Raw genomic sequence first — 19106 nt, 5'->3', positions numbered from 1 at the left:
CTTTAAAACCAGCGAGGCAGATATGCCGCCCAGGCCTTCCCCAGCCACTTGTATTCACGCTTTGCGTTTTGGTTGATCAGCGAGTAAGGACTCGATGCCACCGCACGTGCAACGCCTTCGTAGTCTGTTTGGCGAATGCATGCGTTGCTGATCTTCACCTTTGCAGCTTTTTCCCAATTCCAGTTCTTGCAATTACGAGCGGCGACCAACTCAAACGTCAGCCGCGACACGCCTACCTCCGCCTGTTTCTTGCCGATCAAAATAGATAGATTAATATCGCCCCGGCGCAATGCGATATCTTCCATCCACACAGGCGTGCCGTCGACTTTGAGCAGGCAATAAATATAGCCCTTGTTCCGCGGTCGTTCATAGTGCTTGTTTAGTTGGAATGATAGTTCGTGCCCCCGACCGGCAATCAGTGGTACTTCTATAATTGCCTGCGTCGAGTCCTTGCGCCGCGGTGCCGAAATCGGCAATCGGAGCGAAATCGCCGCAGCTGAAGTCACGACCGCCCCTTCGACTGAAACATGCGCCTTTACATGGCTAGTCACGCCTTCGTCCAATCGCAGAACATAACGCCGGTCATCCACTTCTTGGGATTGTTCGAAGGGGTTGCCGGCCATACGCCCACTCCCGCCCAGGTCAGCGCGAAATTGCCGTGCGTCGGAGTCCAATGCCCCTTCGCTTGCATTTGACACAAAGGCATTCGAGACATACTCGCCGCCTGCGCTCCCGTTGCGCATTGCCGTGTTCGTTGCCAAATCTCCGAAGTGATTAACATAGTCAGAAGCGAATTCGTCGTCGGAGGCAGGACTTGCCAACGCCAGGTCAAAGGAGCGCATTTGAAGTCTTCCGGAGAGCCAATCCTCTCCGGTATTCGAAGCGTCCGCACTCCGACGTTCGAAGGAACGCAGCGCCGGCCGACTCGTTTTGCGTTGCCACACTTTGTCCGTGGTAAACGCTTGTGCGTTGGCAGTCGCACGGGGCGTCGCCTCATGGATAGCTTCTGCCAGGGGCAACTCGAACGCTTTGTCCACTACAGGAACTCGCGCGATATCTGCCGCAACCCGATCCAATGCGTTCGAAGCATCAAATTCCAACCTGGCAAGATCAGCTACAGTTTGCGAAGACAAAGCACCGAACTCGGCCACTAATGCGTCGAATTTCTCGACAATCTGTGTATCGCGGGCAGAGATATCTAACACAAAATCCGAACGGCTGACTTCCGCAAAGTGCTTCCGAACTTTTGGATCGTACGATAGCCCAAGCACCCTCTTATGCAACCGATGCGCGATCAATGCAGCATGCAGACGCATTGCTATCAAATAATCAAAGCTATTCAGTACATTGGCAATATTGTGAACACCAATAATTTCTGCATAGATCTCGCTAGAAGAACGATCCTGCATCCTTGCGAACACGAATTCCAAGGCATCCCGATCATGGCCCCCACCTTCCTGCATGGGGATGCCAACAAAATAGACATTGCCCCTCGCGGCAATAGCATCCAGAGCGGCGGCCAGGGCGACCAAGTTCGGCTGCCCCGTTTCCTTTTGCCAATGCCGGACGTTGACGCCGACAATGGCCCGACCAGCTGCCCGCTCGCGCAGGGCAGAATCCGGCGTAACATCACCCAGGTCCACTGCATACACAACGTCCGGCTCCAACGAGCATTGCGTCTTCAGTTCGAGTTCTTGCAGGGCATCTAAAGACTCCTGATCGCGCACTTGTATGGAAGTTGCGTGATTCGCCACCCACTTCAGCAATTGCTTCGCCTCAGGATCGTGAAGCGGCCCCACGCCGAGCCCAACGCCGAAGAACGGCACTTGCCGGACCATGCCGATCATTGGCAAGATCGAAAAGCCCGCGATCGATATCTTGGCCCCGGTGAACAAGCTGCGAATACCGCCAGCTCTGCTGAATGTGTAGTCGTGCCAAAGACCACCGCCGCCTACGACTATAGCCGACGCATTGCGGCTGTAACTGTCTGCCACGTGATGCAGGCTGCGCCGAAACGCTGGCAAACCGTGCGTCAGTTCCACAAACAACGGATTCTCCGCAGCGATGACAACCTGCGTGGATTTGTCGGCCGCGGCGATGCGCTTCGAGATCGAGCGCAGTATCATCTCGTCGCCTGCGTTGTTCGCGCCATAAAAGCCGGACAAGATGACCCGCTTGGTCCGTCCAAGATCTTCGGACAGACGTTGACGGAAAATAGTGCGCGCAGGCTCGGCAATAGGGCAGTTATCCGAAACCAGCGACGCCTCGATATCCTTAAACAGCTGCAGCCAACGGTGTTCGTACAGGTGCTCGTTCACAAGCCGCTCAAACGCGCTCTCCACGGCCGCCTGATAGACGGCTGGATTCGACAGCACACGCGACAGCTCTGACTCAAGCTCCGCCTCGCTGTCCCAGCCCAGGATCTGAGTGTCGTAGTCGAAGAAGTTCGACATCTCGTCAAAGCGCGCAGTGCAAAGCAAACGACCACTGGCAATCGTTTCAAAAACGCCGCACTTTATATTGATAAAACCGGCCCGGGTGGCGGCGAAGTTGACGTGACACTTGCCTTGGCGCGACGCCTGCAATTGGCGCGTGCCTTCCACCACTTCACTGCCCGGCAGCAACCAGCCTCGGCCATATGTCTTCACATTGAAGCGTTGTGCCAAAGCCAACATGACGTCATTGCGTTCAGGGCGAGACGTTGCATGGCCCAAGCAGATGACATCCGCATCCATACCCGGCACGTGTGCCACTTCCTGTGTCACATATCCCCGATCGATCGCGAAAGGGAAATACAGCGTGTTCTTGACGCCGATTTCCTTGTACATATCCATTGCACGCATGGCATTAGTTGTATGAAAATCGAACGAATTCGCGTACGTGGATACCGTAGGGAATACGTCCGGATCACTCAACGTAATGCCAAGTGAAAGAATACCCATGGATTGAACAACCTTGGCATCCTCTTCTGTGAAGCACAGCCCGCCGGCACCGAAAATGATGATGTGCGGGTTGAATTCAGTCACTGCTGTTTCAATCTTGGACAGTTTCACATAAATAGGACCATTCCCCCCCTGGGCGCGCGTAGGGTTTTCGGTCATATCCTTGTGTTTGCCGATATCGATATTAAGGACCTGATGACCAAGGTTCTGAAGCGCACGTATCAAGCAAGAAACAATGTCGGTGCTACCATTTACCGAGCGGCCCAGGAATAGAATTTTCCAATGCTTATCGGCATCGATTTTCTTGGTCCGCAGCTGTTGGCGCAGTGTTTCAATCTTGGAAATCATTTTGAATCCGTAATATAGAGTTGGAAGATTTTATTGCTTAGAGCGACCATCAGTTTCATATCGCTTTATGCCCTCTTCCACATCTTCATAAACTTCAATATTTCCATTCTTCATGAAAAATACCATATCGCACATTTTCCTGACCTGCCCCATACCATGAGTCACCAGCAACAATCGTGATTTCTGTACCCGCTCTTTAAATGCAGCGGCGGCTTTCTCGCGAAAATGTGCATCCCCGACCGACATAGCCTCATCAACCAAGTAATAATCAAAATCAAAAGCTAGGCTAAGCCCAAAAGCAACGCGCGAACGCATCCCTGACGAATAAGTCTTCACCGGTAAATCAAAATGCTCGCCGATTTCCGCGAAGTCTCGAACGTACTCAACGATCTTTCGCATCTGATCTCCGCCGGCACCCATCACGCGCGCCACAAACTTCACATTATCCTGACCTGTTAGCGACCCCTGAAACCCCCCGCTTAACCCAATGGGCCAAGAGATTCTGCTACTCGTAACGATACTGCCGCGATCCGGCTTATCCAGTCCAGCAATCAGGCGAAGCAACGTCGACTTTCCTGAACCATTGCGACCAATTAGGGCCACGTTACGGTTCGACGGTATCTCGAAAGATAGATCCTTGAATACGGTATACCTACCTGCAGCCGAGACATAGGTCTTCTGTACGTTCACAAACCGGATCATGCTTGTGCCAGGCTCCTGCGATCGTATCGATAAATCAACAATCCGGCGGCAAGCGTGACCAGTGCAACTGTAGGGGGCACTCCGGGATTTACCGTATCGGTATGCGGATAAAATTCAAACACAGAACGCCGCAACATATCAATAATGTGATAGAACGGGTTGTACGCCATGAACTGTTGGACGGACTGCGGCAAATGCCAGATGGGGGTAAGAATGCCCGTCATGAAATACAACGGTAAAAATGTAATACGTACAACAAGCTTTGACTCTGGAACTTTCTGAACCAGAACGGACAGCAACATGGCCAGACCGACGCAGAATACAGCCCCGCATATCATGTAATAGGCCCACTGGAGCGGATGATGAATCGCAACATCAAAATCCATCCAAAAACCCAGCGCAAACAGAAAAATGGCGTAAATGACGACCATCAAAAATGATTCAACGACCGCTCGCGCCAAAATACAATCCAGCGGCTGAATCTGCTTATAGGCAAACAAAGCTCTATTGGCATTAACCGCTTCCATACCCTTCAAAGCAATATTCTTGAAAAGGATGTAAGGAACGATACCATTCAACAGAAATACCGGAAAATCCACCCCTGGAATCGTCCGTGCCCGTAGGAACGTGAAAATTACCATGGTGCCGATCATCTGGATTGCCGGGGAGATGAACATTCCCAGGAAGCCCAGGCGATCCAGTCCAACGCGCGCCTTGAGTTCACGTAAGACGAGCGAAAACAAGACATCACGAAATATTCGAAATGAAGTTCTCTTTTGAAACATTAGGAACTGCCGATAATCTAATATTTACTGATAGTGCGCCCAAGCAACATTACTTGAACGATTGGCGTAATAATTTTTTGCCATTCATACACCATTGCAGACGTGACATATACGGCGTCTTCAGGCCTAACAAGGAATTGGCGCGCCAAGAAAATTGCCGCTGGATCCTTCATATTCAGTCGAAAAACGATTGGACGGTTCGCGACAACAGCCAGTTCAGCTGCCGGCTTATCGTCCAGCCCATCCGTAGGATCCGGTTGCTCTGGCATGCGGAAAACAAATACGCCACTGGGATCGGCCTTGGATTCATCAAGCCCCTTAATCTTTCCCAGCACCTCAAGCAGGCTCGGATTGTTCGACGGCAAATCATGCAAGCCAGGATCGCCCACAGATCCCATGGCAACGAAACGCTTACGAGCACGTTCAAGAATGATTTCTGCGCCAGGTGCAACCACATGGTTAGCGCCAGTCAGAAGATCTTCGTAGTTATAGGCAAACGAACGCGTGCCCGTACGCACCAGCACACGTATCAGATGCGGTTCAAGTAACGGTCCACCAGCGCGGTTGATTGCGTCAAGCAACGTCAATGGACCCTCCAAGGCCGAAAAGCGTCCCGGGGTCTTGACGGCACCCGCGACCAAGACCGATCCGGACAAGTCGCCGGTGACGGAAACGCGGACCTGCACATCGCTAGTAATACCCTTCAACCGCTTGCGTATGGTCTTTTCAATTTCGCTCAGAGTTGCGCCATCGACGTTCACTGCGCCAACATAAGGAAGCGAGATATTGCCCTTGTTATCAACCCTGACACTTTCGAAGGTCGTCCCCCCCAATGCCAATGGTGCAAAAATAGCCCCTTCCGTGACGCTGTCGGCGATTAAGACGCGCAGGACGTCACCAGGCTTAAGACGCACTTCAGGTAGGTCGGGCATGGCGACATGCGTTGCCAGCGGTCTGTCTGTAGGTCGCATGTATTGACCGATCGTCTCAGCCGAAATGTCGACCAACTCATAATTCTGCGGCCCTTCCTCTGCCGAAATTGCAGTACGCGATGGCCCAGCGCCAGACAGCAAACTTCCGCACCCAGTGAGCAACAAGGGAATGGATAAAGCAAAGGTACGGAGCGACATACGCCCATCAAAACTGAATATCATGATTTATGGCCTAGTCGCGATGGTCTTCAATAGTAGCAACAGCAAATCGAACAATGCCGAAGAGCAAAATCAACCCGATGAAGATCGTCAGCAAGTCATACAGCCGCTCGGGGTAGCTTGGGCGTTCAGCCATATTCGGAGACACCACCATAATCAAACTGCGCAATTTTTTGCTGGCCTCAATCCGAGCTGACTCCACCGAACTGACCGCGAACTTATAGGTTTCTTCGGCAATAGCAGCATCAATGGTCAAGCTGCGATAGTGGGAAGCCACCACATTGAACTGACTGCCAGTATTCTGCGATACCAGGCGGCGCGTTTCGGACTCAAGTTGCTGCTCAAGCGCACGAATTCGATTGCGTTGCTGACGAATCTGGGGCGTGTCGTTAGCGAGGCGACTCTGCAAATTCTTAAGCGTCGTACGTTCTTTGGTCAGATTCCCTTCTAGTTCAACAATAATGTCGCCTCGCGCTTTCGCGGTAGCTTCCGCATCTAACACACTATTCTTACCCTGGAACTCGAGCATCGCCTCTCGGCTCTTCTCATAGTTTTCACGCGCCTTCGACAACTCGCCTTGCGCAAACGCCATCTGTTCACGTGCCATGCGATGCGATAGCTCATTAACGAACCGTTCGCTTTCGCCAAGCATGATCTTGAGCGTGGCATTGGCAAACTTTGGATCGAATGCCTGGACACTCACACTGAGCAGACCCGTCTGTTCATCAAAGTGGGTCCGCACTACTCGCCTGAAGTATTCCAGCCTGTCTTCCTGCGCAGCATCCTTTTCCAGCCAATAAATGGGGTCGCGGAGTTGCGTCGAATAATGCTTTGACCAATCCAGCTGCCCCTCGAGCACATTAAGCATATCCTGCGAGCCCAGGAACTCCCGCAAATAAAGCGTTTCTTCCCGGGATGTCGGGTTTAAGCCGCTAAGCATTATCGCGAGGCCAGGCACAGCAGGCGCGTCATTATTCCCCACTTGCCTGACGGCGACCTGTGCGGTGCTGAGATAACGATCTTGCGCAAAGAAGCCGTAATAGAAAATAGCTACAGCCATGGGCAACGCTATCATCAACAGAATCAGACTGCGGCCTTTAAAGAAATCCAACTTGATCATTGCGACTATTAGAGCGAAGATGAATAAATATGCAAAACAAACGCTTTGAGGTGCCGTGGAGCCCTGCCGCGATTTTCCGCACTGACAAACTAATTACGGGCAGCGATTGCTGCAATGTTGTTCCCACTGGGACGAACTCCTCGGCGGGCGTCCTGCCGGTGGATGAAACAATCTGGGTTTACTAACATATAGAAACAAACCAACTAACTAAACAAGCATTCATTTGTAGTTCGTTGATTTGTTAATTCTTTCGAACTGTACGCTATGTTCAAGAATATCGAACAAATGCGACAATTTTCGAGTGCTCAAACAGTCCCTTTTTCAAGGCGAACCAATTGTAAAGGAAGATGGCACACAATCTGTTTCTTGGAGAAGCAATATCACGACTACTTATTTTTAATTACAACAACAAGTAACTTTTGGCTGAACTTACTTTAATTTTCCCTTCGCCGCTATCGGCATCGGCGACCATAGTTCTAGGGCCTCTAAAAAGGCGCCAGACAAGGCAGCGCTGCTTAAGGGGACTTCGTTCGCCTCTTGCCCGCCTCGCGAATGCCATATCAGGTAGTCAGTGGTGCCATCCACGGCGCCAAGCTGCTTGTAGACACCGGGCATAATAGGTACGTGATCACCAAAGATACACAGGCCGGCTGGCCGAGACCGATCCAGAAGGTAACGACGCAGCGCGCCGAACATCGCGTCGGCGTTACCCAAATGGCGGCAGTAGGCCAGCAATTCATCGCACCCCCCTGGCAGCGGTTGCGTCATCAGCTCTCGCTCGTCGCCCTTATCAACGCTTTCCCAGTGCAAAGGTCCGTGGTTTTCCATCGTGATTACGTGCAGATATAACGGTCGGTTCCCCGACTTGCCCAGTAGCGCCACCACACGGTCCGTCAACGCACGATCGCCAATATATTGGCCATCCAAAAGATCGCCCGCGAAATGCGAAATATCCAGGAATTCCTCGAATCCCAGCAGTGGCAGGATCTTATCGCGACGATAAAAGCCGCCGTAATATGGATGGATGCACACCGTTCGATAGCCCAGCGATTTCAGGTATGACGCCACCGTGGGGAACCCGCCCGTCGCGAGGCGTCTGTACGGATTGTATTGATGAACTCCCAAGGCCGCCGCGGACATACCAGAGAGAAAAGAAAATTCCGTCCGGACCGTGTTAGCGCCCCAAGCTGCAACGCTCAATTGGCCGTGCATTACGGACTCTGATTTGAGCTGGTCAAAATTGGCCAACAATCCGCGCCCCACTTGTGGATAGGCGCGCCGAACGTCAAAAAATGACTCGCTTTGCACCACGACTAGGTCGGGAATGACGCTCAAGCGTTGCAAAGGTTTGCTGACTATATTGAAAGGCGCTAGCTGTTTCAGCCCGGCAGTGGGCCGACGTTCTAGCTGGAAGTAATTCCACAATGCCGCAAACAAACCCATCCGGCGCAAGTCGGCACTGGCGTCAACGGGAGCATCGGGGCAAACTACCGCGACTTTTGTCAGAGCTAAACCCAATAATGCCAGCCCTACCGAGTGAAGGAAAAACAGCCCGGCTGGCGCTATTGGATCGAACATGTGTTCTTGCGGTAAGTCGGCGAAGGACACGAACCACACGCCCGCGCCGGCGGTGACTGAGTCTTCCAACGATAGCCCGACCCACAGCGCGACGCCATAGCCCCCGCCGGACAGCATGGCGCGCCATACCCCGAAAAACGGCAAATACAACCTAGGATGCTTCACCGCATCTAAAAAATACTCAAAATCCGGATAAACAAACGGCTCCCGCAACGCCTGATATTTCGCATTGCTCACCAGCACAATCAACAACTCAATCGCCAGCACATTCGCTACTGCAAAATACGGCCGTCGAAACAGCATCAGCTCCAACGCAAACGCCAGCGTCCACACCCCCACATGCACGCCCACTGCCGCCACCGGCCTACGCCATGGCGCGACCGGCCTGGGCGTCAGCAACGCCTCCACCGCAAACGACAGCACCAGCCCAATCAAATACGGTGGCAGCAGCGGGATCCAGAACGCTTCAATCACCGTAGCCCATCCTCTTCAGGATCCACCCTGACACCGCAGGATGAATCACGGACAGCAGAAAGCACCCCAGATTCAATGGGAACGGAAAACTGATCCGAGCGCGGTTACGCTGCAAGCCGCGGCGTATTACCCGAGCCGCTTTGTCCGCTTTCCACAAGAACGGCTTCGGGCCCGGCATGTCGAAGCACATTTGTGATTCCACATACCCCGGCATGACCACATTGAACTTGATGCCTTCACCGGCCAGCGCGTCGCGCATGGCTTCGCCATAGACTTTCACTGCGGCCTTGCTGGCGCTATAGCTTGGCGTTTCGGGCAGGCCGCGCCACGCGGCCAACGAACTGATTAATGCAATTTGCCCATGCCCGCGCCGTCGCATGGCGGGCAGCGCGCCATGCACCGTGGCAAACACCCCTTTCACGTTCACGTCCAACAGACGATGAACGTCCTGCCAGGCTTCGCCCTGCCCTTCGGGGCCGGTGTTGATGTTCACGCCCGCGTTTGCGATGACCAAGGAGGGCATCTCTGCTTCACACACGGCGCTTAACCATGACATCAGGGCGTCGTGGTCGCGTACATCCAGCTCATGCGTGATGACACGCGCCCCCAGCGCCGAGCAGGCCGCCGCCAATTCTTGCAAGCGGGCCGCGTTGCGTCCTTGCAAGATCAACGTCTTGGCGCCAGCGCTGGCGTATTCCAGCGCAAGTGCGCCCCCGATGCCTCCGGTTGCGCCGGTGATGAGAACGCAGCGGGGAAAGCCGGGTTCCAGGCTATCGGTGTTGTGCATGCTTAAGGGAATGAGTGGGCGGTGTCGCCAAGAAGCGCGCGGCGTCAGCACACGGCGCGCAGAGCCGGCGCTTGAGTAGCGCGGCAAGAGGAGAGAAAGCAGAAATACGATCGAGTTCGGGCGTGATCTGTGGCACGGTTACATGGACATGGCCGCCTTGCGGCGGCCATTATCGGGGTGTTCACAAAGTTACGGCCATCTCCCCGGATGGGTAGATGGCCGGCCATTGTAAGCGATCAATCGATCGATTTATTGCAATAAGCTACGCAACATCCACGCATTCTTCTCATGCACATCCAAACGCTGCGTCAGCAGATCCGCCGTCGGCTGGTCATTGGCCGCGTCGGCCTTCTCAAAAGCCGAGCGCGCGGTCTTCGCGACAGACTCGTTCGCGCTGACCAGCAGGCGCACCATTTCCAGCGCTTCCGGCACCGACTCCGGTTCCGCAATCGACGACAGCTTCGAGTACTCACGATACGTACCCGGCGCGTAGTGACCCAGCGCGCGGATGCGTTCGGCGATGCTGTCCAGCGCGTTCCACTCTTCCGTGTACTGCGTCATGAACATCAGGTGCAGCGTGTTGAACATGGGCCCCGTGACGTTCCAGTGGAAGTTGTGCGTCATCAGGTACAGCGTGTACGAGTCGGCAAGCAGCTTGGACAATTCGCCGGCGACGGCGGCGCGGTCCTTGTCCGAAATGCCGATGTTGATGCGCGGAACGCTCGGGGTCTTCTTGGTGGACTTGGCCATTGCTAGCTCCTTAGTAAAAGTACGAGTGAAGATACTACTGCATCAATCTTGCACGGCCGCGACTTCATCCGCCAACATCTTCACGCCGGGCAATTCGCATTCATAAACGGCTTGCGCCAGTGCTTCGATGGCGGCCAGGCGGGGGAAGCTGCGGCGCCATGCAAGCACCACGCGGCGTTCGGGCACGTGGCCTTCAAACGGCAGGTAGCGCAGCAGGCTGTTGCTGGGCGGATGCTCGGGCACTGCCGTCACCGGCAAGACCGTGACGCCAATGCCGGCAGCAACCATGTGGCGGATGGTTTCCAGCGACGAGCCTTCGAAGGTGCGTTGGATGCCATCGCTGGCGGCCGAGAAGCGTGACAGTTCCGGGCACACTTCCAGTACTTGATCGCGAAAGCAATGGCCGCTGCCCAAGAGCAGCATGGTCTGTTGCTTCAGGTCTTGGGCGTCGATGGACTTGCGCTGCGCCAGTTCGTGGTCGTTGGGCACGGCGACGATGAAGGGTTCGTCGTATAGCGGCTGCATGACCAGGCCGGCTTCGGGCAGCGGCAAGGCCATGATGGCGCAGTCGATTTCACCCTGCCGCAGCAGCTCCACCAAGCGGACGGTGAAGTTTTCTTGCAGCAGCAGCGGCATTTGCGGGGTGCGGCCGATTTGCACCGGCACCAGTTTGGGCAACAGGTACGGCCCGATGGTGTGGATGACGCCGACGCGCAAGGGGCCGGCCAGCGGGTCGTGGCCCTGCCGCGCGATCTCTTTGATGCTGGCGCTTTCTTCCAGCACTTTTTGCGCCTGCGCGACGATGCGCTGGCCGATGGGGGTAACGCCCACCTCGGCGCCGCCGCGCTCAAACAGCGTTACGCCCAGTTCGTCTTCCAGCTTGCGTATCGCCACAGACAGCGTGGGCTGGCTGACGAAACAGGCCTCGGCAGCCCGGCCGAAATGCCGTTCGCGTGCGACCGCGACGATGTACTTGAGTTCGGTGAGAGTCATGGTGGACTACGCCCCCGGGAGTTGTGCGCGGGCGTTTTGGCCTGCGCTTAAAAGATTCAGGTGATGGACGGGGCGCATGGCGTCAGGTCCGTAAGAAGTCTTCGCGGCCGCGCATCCAGCGCGCCAGGTGCGCTTCGACGGCGGCCGGGTGTTCTGCGCGCAGCCAGACGGCGGCATCGCGGGCGTCTTCGGCAATGGCGGCATCTGTTTCCAGGTCGGCGAAGCGCAACAGCGCCATGCCGGATTGACGGGTGCCCAGGAATTCGCCCGGACCGCGCTGTTCCAGGTCGCGCCGCGCAATCTCGAAGCCGTCCGAGGTTTCGAACATGGCGCGCAGCCGTTCGCGTGCGACTTGCGACAGCGGCGTTTGGTAAAGCAACACACAGACGGACTCGGCGGTGCCGCGCCCTACCCGCCCACGCAACTGGTGCAACTGCGCAAGGCCGAAGCGTTCAGCGTGCTCGATGACCATCAGCGATGCATTGGGCACGTCCACGCCCACTTCGATGACGGTGGTGGCCACCAGCAAATCGACCTCACCTTCGCGAAACGCCTGCATGACGGCGGCTTTTTCCGCTTGGGGCAGCCGGCCGTGGACCAAGCCGATGCGCAGGTCGGGCAAGTCAGTCCGCATGCCTTCATAGGTGTCGACGGCGGTTTGCAGTTCCAGCGCCTCGCTTTCTTCAACCAGAGGACAGACCCAATACACCTGCTGCCCGCCACGCGCCGCCTGCGCGACGTGGGCGATGACTTCTTCGCGCCGCGCGTCAGACACCAGCTTGGTCAGCACGGGCGTGCGGCCCGGGGGCAGTTCGTCGATGACGGAAACGTCCAGGTCGGCAAAGAACGTCATCGCCAAGGTGCGCGGAATGGGCGTGGCGCTCATGTTCAGCTGATGCGGCACGATGCGCCCGCGCACGGTCTCGCCTTTCTTGGTCAGCGCCAGCCGTTGGCCGACGCCAAAACGATGTTGCTCGTCGACGATGGACAGGCCCAGCCGATGGAATTCAACATGGTCTTGAATGATGGCCTGCGTGCCGACGACGAGCTGCACGCTGCCATCTGCCGCGGCGGCGGCGGCTTCACGCCGCGCTTTGGCGGTAAGGCTGCCGCTCAACCACGCGACGTTGATGCCCAGCGGCTGTAACCACGACACAAGCTTGCGGAAGTGCTGCTCGGCCAGAATTTCGGTGGGTGCCATCAACGCAACCTGCGCACCGCCGGCAATCGCCTGTGCGGCGGCGATGGCGGCGACGACCGTTTTGCCGCTGCCCACATCGCCTTGCAGCAAGCGATGCATGGGATACGGCTTGGCCAGGTCGGCGGAAATTTCCTGCACCACGCGTTCTTGCGCGGCCGTTAATTTGAATGGCAAGTTGGCGTATAGCTTGGCGACCAGGCCGCCGGCCTCGTTGCGTATCGGCAGCGATTCGGCTTCCTTGCTGCGGCGGGCCGCGCGCGCGGCGGCTAGCGACAACTGCTGCGCCAGCAGCTCATCGAATTTGATGCGGCGCCAGGCGGGATGGACGCGGTCCAGCAGTGCTTGTTCGGACTCGCCCTGCGCCGGCGTGTGCAGCGCGCGAATGGCGGGTTCGAAGGGGGGCAAATCGTAGCGGGCGCGCGCTTCGTCCGGCAGCGTATCGGACAGGTCTGCGCGATCCAGCGCTTGCGCGATGGCGCGGCGCAGCGTCAGCTGCGGCAGCCCTTCGGTAGTGGGGTAAACAGGCGTCAGCGCCGTGGGCAGTGGCGCGTCCGCATTGGTCATGCGGGGGTGCACCATCTGGCGGCCAAACAGACCGCCGCGGACTTCACCGCGAGCGCGCAACCGCTTGCCGACCGCAACCTGCTTTTGTTGGCTGGGATAGAAATTCAGCCAGCGCAATTGGAGCTCGCCGGTTTCGTCGGCCAAGGTGGCGGTGAGCTGACGCCGAGGCCGATACTGCACCTCGGATTTCGTGATCTCGCCTTCGACCTGGCCAGCAAAGCCAGGGCGCAGCGAACTGATCGGGATGATGCGGGTTTCGTCTTCGTAGCGCAGCGGCAGGTGCAGCACGAAGTCCTCGGGCAGCACCAAGCCCAGATTCCGAAGCTTGCGCTCGGTATCCGTCATCGGTTTGCCGGCGCCTTTGGTATCGGCGCCGGGTCGCTTGGAAGCCACTGCCGCGGCCGGCATGAAGAAACGAACCTCTGGGCTTGACCGTCCGGGTGCGCCTTACAGGACCAGAATCGCTTCGACTTCGAACTGCGCGCCCTTGGGCAGGCTGGCCACACCGATGGTGGAGCGGGCCGGGAACGGCTGCGGAATGATCTCGGCCATGATCGAGTTGGCGGCGGTGAACTTGCCCAGGTCGGTCAGGAACAAAGTCAGCTTGACGACGTTGTCCAGCGTGCCGCCGGCTTCGGTGATAACGGCCTGCATGTTGGCAAATGCCTGACGCACTTGCGCGTCGAAGTTTTCAGAGACCAGATCGCCAGTGCCGGGCTCCAGGCCGATCTGGCCCGAAAGGTAGACAGTCTTGGTGCCGGTTACGGCAACCGCTTGCGAGTAAGGGCCAACGGCGGCGGGTGCGGCGTCGGTATGGATGATTTGCTTGCTCATGGGCGGAATCCTTCAGGTGACGGATAGAAGCTACAACTATCGAAGTTTATCTAGCAATAGACGTTTGCGAAAGTGGCCGGATGACGCAGGGACGAATGAATCCCGGTTTCATGCCTCTGCCTGATGGCCGGCGCCGCCAATATCGCCGCGATGGGCGATCAGCAAATCCACCAGCGCTTGGGCTGCGACCGACAAGCTGCGGCCCTTGCGCTGCACCAGATAGAGCGGCCGCGTCAGCGCACGGCCGGCCAATGGCACCACGCGCAGATCGTCGCTGGCGAAATGAAAAAGCGTCATGGCCGGCACGACACTCACGCCCAAGCCGGCTCGCACCAGCCCGGTCACGGTGGCCAGGTGTTCAACTTCGAAGACCGGCAATGGCGCATCGGCGCCAAAAGCCTCGTCCAGATGTTTGCGCACACTGCTGCCGCGCGCAAGCTGAATGACGGGGTGCCGGACGATATCGCGCAAGCGCACTGACTTTTGCGCGGCCAGCGGGTGATCGGCGCGGCACACCAGGAAGTAGCGGTCGGCATGCAGAAATTCGCTATCCAGGTCTGTCATGTCCGCCCGCCGCGACGCCACCGCAAAATCGACCTGGCCGCTTTGCACCATATTCAGGCAAGGTTCCAGCAAAGCATCGCGCAGGTCCAGCACGATACCCGGGTGCGCTTGGCTGAAGCGCGCCAGCAGATTGGGCAGCCAGCCGGCCGCCAATGACGGTAGCGCCGCCAGCGCCACGCGGCCACGGCGCCGGGCGGCGTGGTCGCGCAGGTCTTCCATGACGAGATCCATGTCTGCTAAAAGCCTGCGCGCGGACGCGTCCAGCACACGGCCTTCGGCCGTCAGCTCCACATGACGCGTACTTCGGTCGAAGAGACGCAGCCCGGCGGTGTCTTCCAGCGACCGGATCAGCGCGCTGAAGGCGGGCTGCGTCAGGTGACAGCGCTGCGCGGCACGCGTGAAATGCCGTTCTTCAGCCAGCGCCACAAAAGCGCGGAGTTGGCGTGCAGATAGATTCATGGCTTTCTTCTATCAATTGATCCGATTTTTCTATTTTACTGATGATCATCACGTGCCTATAGTGGCCTCGATACCTGCAAGGCCCGACTGGACTCCTCTATGCCTCAAACCCCTCTGCTGATTGGCTGCGCGTCAGGATTCTCTGGCGACCGGACCGACGGCGCTGCCGACGTGGTGCGCACCCTGGCTGCCCAGGGCGGCGGCACGCTGATCTTCGAAACGCTGGCCGAACGCACGCTGGCGCTGGCGCAACTGGCGCGCAACGACGACCCCAATCGGGGCTACGAGCCGCTGCTGGACGAATTGGTCTCGCCCGTGCTGGCAGATTGCCTGCGCCATGGCATCAGCATCGTCAGCAATTTTGGCGCGGCCAACCCCGAAGCGGCGGCCCGGCGCATTGCCGCGATTGCCCGCGAACAAGGCCTGCCCGCGCCACGCATCGCCGTCGTGCATGGCGATGCCTTGAACACGCCCGAGCAACGCGCCCTGTTGCAAGACCGTTTGGGCGCGGGGCTGGCGGGGCAAGATGTCGTCAGCGCCACGGCGTATCTGGGCGCAGCCGAAATCGCTGAAGCCTTGTCGGCCGGGGCGCAAATCGTGGTGGCGGGACGCGTGGCGGACCCTTCCCTGACGCTCGGCCCGGCAATGGCGCACTTTGGCTGGGACGCCGCCGACTGGCCGCGTCTGGGCCGCGCAACCATGGCGGGCCATATGCTGGAATGCGGCCTGCAAGTCACCGGCGGCTACTTCTGCGTGCCGGGGCTGAAGGATGTGCCTGACGTCCACGCGGCCGGTTTTCCCATTGCCGAAATCGATGCCGACGGCGAATTCGTCATCGGCAAAGCGGCCAACACGGGCGGCGTGGTGGATGCCCGCACGGTGAAGGAACAGCTGCTATATGAAGTCCACGACCCCGCGCGCTATCTGACGCCCGACGTCGTGGCCGACTTGAGCCAGGCGCGCGTGGTCGAGCTGGGCGGCAACCGGGTGGCGGTGCATGGCGTCACTGGCCACGCGCGGCCCGCTGAATTGAAGGTCAACGTTTGCTATCGCGGCGGCTGGCTGGCCGAAGCGGAAATTTCCTACGCAGGGGTGCAAGCCGAAGCCCGGGCGCGCCTGGCTGCGGACATTGTCCAGAAGCGGCTGGGTTCGGCCTTCACACTGCGCGCGGATTTGATCGGCGCGATCAGCATCCTGGGCGATGACGCCGGTGAAATGCGCCGCGCCCTGCCCGACTCCCACGCCCGCGATGTGCGCCTGCGCCTGGCCGGCGAACATGCGGATCGCGCGCAGGCCGAACGCATTTTGCGCGAAGTGAATGCGCTGTATACCTGCGGCCCAGCAGGCGGCGGCGGCGTGCGCACCGCGTTGCGGCCGCGCCTGAACATGCTGTCTTGCACCATCCCTCGCGACGCCGTGCAAAGCGGCTGGAAATTCCTGGAGGAAATCGCGTCATGACCCGCGCCCCCCATCTGCAAAAAGTACCGCTGTATCGCCTGGGCCATAGCCGTTCCGGCGACAAAGGCAACATCTCGAACCTGAGCCTGATCGCCTGGGACCCCGAGTGCTACGACGTGCTGACCGCACAACTCACCGAAGCCCGCGTCGCCGATTGGTTCGCGTACCGCCACCCCACGCGCGTGACGCGCTACCTGTTGCCCACGCTGCACGCCATGAACTTCGTGCTGGAAGGCGTGCTGGACGGCGGCGTGAACGATGCGTTGAATCTCGACACGCACGGCAAGAGCTTGTCGTTCCGATTGCTGGACCTGACGGTGGAGGTCAGCGCAGAACTGGCCGCCCGCCTGCCAGACATACCCGGCGACCGCCCCGCGGCCGCCTGATACCCCCCCGCCCGACCATAAAAAAACACCACAGGAGACACACAACATGCGCATTTCCTCCAAGGGCCGCCTGGCCCTGCTGCTGGCCGCCGCCCTGCCCCTGACCGCCATGGCGCAGAACTTTCCGGCCAAGCCCATCACGTTTATCGTGCCGTTTGCGGCGGGCAGCGCTACCGACCAGATCGGCCGCGCCATTGGCCAGGGCGTCACCGAGCAGACCGGCCAGGCCGTGGTGATCGAAAACAAGCCGGGCGCCAGCGCCATGATCGGCGCGGCTGCCGGTGCACGCGCCGCGCCCGACGGCTATACCGTGCTGATCACGACCAACACCACGCACGCCGCCAACGAACATCTGTACAAGACGCTGACGTATCAGCCCGTGAAGGACTTTGCGCCGATCTCGTTGCTGGGCAAAGGTGGCCAGATCATGGTCGTGAACCCCAACTCGCAGGCCAAGACCGTGGGCGAGATTCTGGCCCAGGCCAAGCAGTCGCCCGGCAAGCTGAGCTTTGGCAGCGGCAGCTCCAGCAGCCGCATCGCGGGCGAACTGTTGCAGCAAATGGCAGGCGTGCAACTGCTGCATGTGCCGTACAAGAGCAATCCGCTGGCGGTCACGGACCTGCTGGGCGGGCAGATCGACATGATGATCACCGACACCGCCACCGGCCTGCCGCAAGTCAAATCCGGCAAGCTGCGCGCGTTGGGCGTGACGGGTTTAGCCCGCTCGCCGCTGGCGCCGGACGTGCCGACCATTGCAGAAGCCGGGGTGCCGGGATACGAGATGGGCTATTGGTTTGCGGCCTACGCGCCGGCCGGCACGCCGCCTGATGTGGTCAAGCGCTTGAACGAGCTGCTGGTGAACGCGACCAAGACCAAGCCTGCGCAGCAGTTCTACGCGCAGACCGGCACGGACGCAGCCACGTCCACCCCGGACGAGCTGGCCGCGTTCCAGCAGGCCGAATCGAAGAAGTGGGGCGACATCATCAAGAAGGCCGGCATCCAGCCGGAATGATCGCCATCGTTTCTCGCCGACGAATATAAAGAAGCACATAAAAAACCCCATCGCATGCGACGGGGTTTTTACTGGCGCAAGACGGTGGCTTATTTGTCCACGAACGCGCGTTCAACCACGTAGTCACCCGGCTGACCCACGCCCGGCGACACCGTGAAGCCGCGCTTGTCCAGCATGGCGCTGATGTCAGCCAGCATATGCGGGCTGCCGCAGATCATGGCGCGGTCGGTTTCGGGGTTGATTTGCGGGATGCCGATGTCGTCGCACAGCTTGCCGTTTTCCATCAGTTCCGTAATGCGGCCCTGGTTGCGGAACGGTTCGCGCGTAACGGTGGGGTAGTACACGAGCTTGTCGCGCACCACGTCGCCAAAGAATTCGTTGTTCGGCAGTTCTTTTTCGATGAAGTCGGCGTAGGCCAGTTCGCTGACCCAACGCACGCCGTGCACCAGAATGACCTTGTCGAAACGTTCGTAGATGTCCGGGTCTTTGATGATGCTCATGAACGGCGCCAGGCCCGTGCCCGTGCCAAACAGGAACAGATGCTTGCCGGGCTTCAGGTCGTCGACGACCAGCGTGCCAACCGGCTTGCGGCTGACGAGGATGGTGTCGCCTTCTTTCAGATGCTGCAGACGCGACGTCAGCGGGCCGTTCTGGACCTTGATGCTGAGGAACTCGAGGTTCTCTTCATAGTTGGCGCTGGCGATGCTGTAGGCGCGCAACAAGGGCTTGCCTTCAACTTCCAGGCCGATCATGACGAAGTGGCCGTTGTGGAACCGCAAGGCCGCGTCACGCGTCGTGGTAAAGGAAAACAGGGTGTCGTTCCAGTGGTGCACGCTAAGTACGCGCTCAGTGTTGAAAGCAGCCATGTCGAATTCAGTTAGGGCGGCTTCCGGGTGTGAGCCCGAGGGCGCCGCGTGGTCGTTCCGCGCCGCACAAAAGACGCGGCCGGCATTAGGGTAAGCCCTATTCTACAGGGTCTCGATGGGAATTGCTCTCAT

At 58.4% G+C, this 19106-nt stretch carries 16 protein-coding genes; 3 read left to right on the top strand and 13 right to left on the bottom strand.

The window, feature by feature from the left end; all coding sequences use genetic code 11:
- Positions 1-2: 2 nt before the first annotated feature.
- The 12 genes from ACFZAI_RS15890 to ACFZAI_RS15835 form a co-directional block, all read right to left on the bottom strand.
- Complete coding sequence (locus ACFZAI_RS15890) at positions 3-3290, bottom strand: polysaccharide pyruvyl transferase family protein (RefSeq protein WP_391567777.1); 3288 nt, start codon at positions 3288-3290, stop codon at positions 3-5.
- A 30-nt stretch (positions 3291-3320) separates the two neighbouring features.
- The gene (locus tag ACFZAI_RS15885; RefSeq protein ID WP_391567776.1) at positions 3321-3992 is read right to left on the bottom strand and encodes an ABC transporter ATP-binding protein; all 672 of its coding nucleotides are present in this window, start codon (positions 3990-3992) and stop codon (positions 3321-3323) included.
- The gene (locus ACFZAI_RS15880) at positions 3989-4735 is read right to left on the bottom strand and encodes an ABC transporter permease (protein ID WP_391567775.1); all 747 of its coding nucleotides are present in this window, start codon (positions 4733-4735) and stop codon (positions 3989-3991) included. The genes ACFZAI_RS15885 and ACFZAI_RS15880 overlap by 4 nt, the downstream gene beginning before the upstream one ends.
- A 59-nt stretch (positions 4736-4794) precedes the next feature.
- Positions 4795-5931 carry a polysaccharide biosynthesis/export family protein gene (locus tag ACFZAI_RS15875; RefSeq protein WP_391567774.1) on the bottom strand — a complete coding sequence of 379 codons (1137 nt, stop codon included), beginning with the start codon at positions 5929-5931 and terminating at the stop codon, positions 4795-4797.
- 10 nt (positions 5932-5941) lie between these two features.
- Positions 5942-7048, bottom strand: coding sequence for a Wzz/FepE/Etk N-terminal domain-containing protein (locus ACFZAI_RS15870; RefSeq protein ID WP_391567773.1), 1107 nt, complete (start codon positions 7046-7048; stop codon positions 5942-5944).
- Between the two features lie 429 nt (positions 7049-7477).
- Positions 7478-9100 carry an LTA synthase family protein gene (locus tag ACFZAI_RS15865; RefSeq protein WP_391567772.1) on the bottom strand — a complete coding sequence of 541 codons (1623 nt, stop codon included), beginning with the start codon at positions 9098-9100 and terminating at the stop codon, positions 7478-7480.
- Entirely contained in the window at positions 9093-9887 is a 795-nt protein-coding gene (locus ACFZAI_RS15860; RefSeq protein ID WP_391567771.1) for an SDR family NAD(P)-dependent oxidoreductase, read from the bottom strand. The genes ACFZAI_RS15865 and ACFZAI_RS15860 overlap by 8 nt, the downstream gene beginning before the upstream one ends.
- A 249-nt stretch (positions 9888-10136) precedes the next feature.
- Positions 10137-10637, bottom strand: a complete 501-nt coding sequence (locus ACFZAI_RS15855; RefSeq protein WP_315132093.1) for a Dps family protein — start codon at positions 10635-10637, stop codon at positions 10137-10139.
- 42 nt (positions 10638-10679) lie between these two features.
- Complete coding sequence (locus ACFZAI_RS15850; RefSeq protein ID WP_054421931.1) at positions 10680-11630, bottom strand: LysR substrate-binding domain-containing protein; 951 nt, start codon at positions 11628-11630, stop codon at positions 10680-10682.
- 82 nt (positions 11631-11712) lie between these two features.
- Positions 11713-13803 (bottom strand): ATP-dependent DNA helicase RecG, encoded by a 2091-nt coding sequence (gene recG, locus ACFZAI_RS15845; protein ID WP_391567770.1) that lies wholly within the window; start codon positions 13801-13803, stop codon positions 11713-11715.
- Between the two features lie 39 nt (positions 13804-13842).
- Positions 13843-14229: a Rid family detoxifying hydrolase gene (locus ACFZAI_RS15840; RefSeq protein ID WP_054421927.1), complete on the bottom strand. Its 387-nt coding sequence runs from the start codon at positions 14227-14229 to the stop codon at positions 13843-13845.
- Positions 14230-14337: 108 nt separating this feature from the next.
- Positions 14338-15252, bottom strand: coding sequence for a LysR family transcriptional regulator (locus ACFZAI_RS15835; RefSeq protein ID WP_391567768.1), 915 nt, complete (start codon positions 15250-15252; stop codon positions 14338-14340).
- 99 nt (positions 15253-15351) lie between these two features.
- Between ACFZAI_RS15835 and ACFZAI_RS15830 the strand changes: the two genes are divergently transcribed.
- From ACFZAI_RS15830 to ACFZAI_RS15820, 3 genes are read left to right on the top strand one after another with little or no spacing between them, the layout of a single operon-like run.
- The gene (locus ACFZAI_RS15830; RefSeq protein ID WP_391567767.1) at positions 15352-16710 is read left to right on the top strand and encodes an acyclic terpene utilization AtuA family protein; all 1359 of its coding nucleotides are present in this window, start codon (positions 15352-15354) and stop codon (positions 16708-16710) included.
- Positions 16707-17096, top strand: coding sequence for a hypothetical protein (locus ACFZAI_RS15825; RefSeq protein ID WP_391567766.1), 390 nt, complete (start codon positions 16707-16709; stop codon positions 17094-17096). Before ACFZAI_RS15830 ends, ACFZAI_RS15825 begins: the two co-directional genes overlap by 4 nt.
- A gap of 46 nt (positions 17097-17142) precedes the next feature.
- A complete protein-coding gene (locus ACFZAI_RS15820; protein ID WP_391567765.1) occupies positions 17143-18108 on the top strand; it encodes a Bug family tripartite tricarboxylate transporter substrate binding protein in 966 nt (321 codons plus the stop codon).
- Between the two features lie 89 nt (positions 18109-18197).
- On the opposite strand, the gene ACFZAI_RS15815 is transcribed toward ACFZAI_RS15820, so the two are convergent.
- The gene (locus tag ACFZAI_RS15815; RefSeq protein ID WP_050446870.1) at positions 18198-18974 is read right to left on the bottom strand and encodes a ferredoxin--NADP reductase; all 777 of its coding nucleotides are present in this window, start codon (positions 18972-18974) and stop codon (positions 18198-18200) included.
- Positions 18975-19106 lie beyond the last annotated feature (132 nt).

It is taken from the genome of Achromobacter sp. NPDC008082 (assembly GCF_042957345.1).
In the GTDB taxonomy this organism is placed as follows: Bacteria; Pseudomonadota; Gammaproteobacteria; order Burkholderiales; family Burkholderiaceae_B; genus Achromobacter; species Achromobacter kerstersii_A.
Note: the sequence above shows the minus strand (reverse complement) of the source record. Positions and strands in the feature narration are given on the sequence as shown.

Bases quoted from the DNA above. Each gene is read 5' to 3' on its own strand.
- ACFZAI_RS15855 (WP_315132093.1), bottom strand. From the start codon at position 10,637: ATGGCCAAGTCCACCAAGAAGACCCCGAGCGTTCCGCGCATCAACATC.
- ACFZAI_RS15835 (WP_391567768.1), bottom strand. From the start codon at position 15,252: ATGAATCTATCTGCACGCCAACTCCGCGCTTTTGTGGCGCTGGCTGAA.
- ACFZAI_RS15815 (WP_050446870.1), bottom strand. From the start codon at position 18,974: ATGGCTGCTTTCAACACTGAGCGCGTACTTAGCGTGCACCACTGGAAC.
- ACFZAI_RS15870 (WP_391567773.1), bottom strand. From the start codon at position 7,048: ATGATCAAGTTGGATTTCTTTAAAGGCCGCAGTCTGATTCTGTTGATG.
- ACFZAI_RS15840 (WP_054421927.1), bottom strand. From the start codon at position 14,229: ATGAGCAAGCAAATCATCCATACCGACGCCGCACCCGCCGCCGTTGGC.
- ACFZAI_RS15885 (WP_391567776.1), bottom strand. From the start codon at position 3,992: ATGATCCGGTTTGTGAACGTACAGAAGACCTATGTCTCGGCTGCAGGT.
- ACFZAI_RS15875 (WP_391567774.1), bottom strand. From the start codon at position 5,931: ATGATATTCAGTTTTGATGGGCGTATGTCGCTCCGTACCTTTGCTTTA.
- ACFZAI_RS15850 (WP_054421931.1), bottom strand. From the start codon at position 11,630: ATGACTCTCACCGAACTCAAGTACATCGTCGCGGTCGCACGCGAACGG.
- ACFZAI_RS15890 (WP_391567777.1), bottom strand. From the start codon at position 3,290: ATGATTTCCAAGATTGAAACACTGCGCCAACAGCTGCGGACCAAGAAA.
- ACFZAI_RS15860 (WP_391567771.1), bottom strand. From the start codon at position 9,887: ATGCACAACACCGATAGCCTGGAACCCGGCTTTCCCCGCTGCGTTCTC.
- ACFZAI_RS15830 (WP_391567767.1), top strand. From the start codon at position 15,352: ATGCCTCAAACCCCTCTGCTGATTGGCTGCGCGTCAGGATTCTCTGGC.
- ACFZAI_RS15825 (WP_391567766.1), top strand. From the start codon at position 16,707: ATGACCCGCGCCCCCCATCTGCAAAAAGTACCGCTGTATCGCCTGGGC.
- ACFZAI_RS15820 (WP_391567765.1), top strand. From the start codon at position 17,143: ATGCGCATTTCCTCCAAGGGCCGCCTGGCCCTGCTGCTGGCCGCCGCC.
- recG (WP_391567770.1), bottom strand. From the start codon at position 13,803: ATGCCGGCCGCGGCAGTGGCTTCCAAGCGACCCGGCGCCGATACCAAA.